General features: G+C 47.0%; 1 protein-coding gene. It reads right to left on the bottom strand.

From position 1 onward, the window contains the following. Positions 1–281: saccharopine dehydrogenase family protein (locus tag ACY9Z2_RS18920; protein ID WP_463611230.1), on the bottom strand; the 281-nt coding region annotated here is incomplete at both ends.

The raw sequence follows: 281 nt of genomic DNA, 5'->3' as shown, positions 1-281 counted from the left end.
CGGATTGGGTAATACCGCTTTGAGAAATTGGATCGGTACAATCTCTTTGCCTTCGTAGAGGATCGGTTTGATGCTTGCCATTCCGATATTTTGTATCACCCGGAGGTGGGTCAAATACTCCTGTCCGAAGGTCATCCAAAATCGGGCCCGCTTCAGTGTGGGAAAATGCTTCACCAAAGATTCTAATTCCTCGTGGTAGATCAGATAAGATTCGCGGGGGCCGATATGGGGATAACTTAACGGTTTGTGGATTTCATGGGGTTCGGTTTCAATCCATTTCC

The organism is Virgibacillus sp. GM2-2 (assembly GCF_055329585.1).
This window is presented reverse-complemented; position numbering and strand designations above follow the sequence as displayed.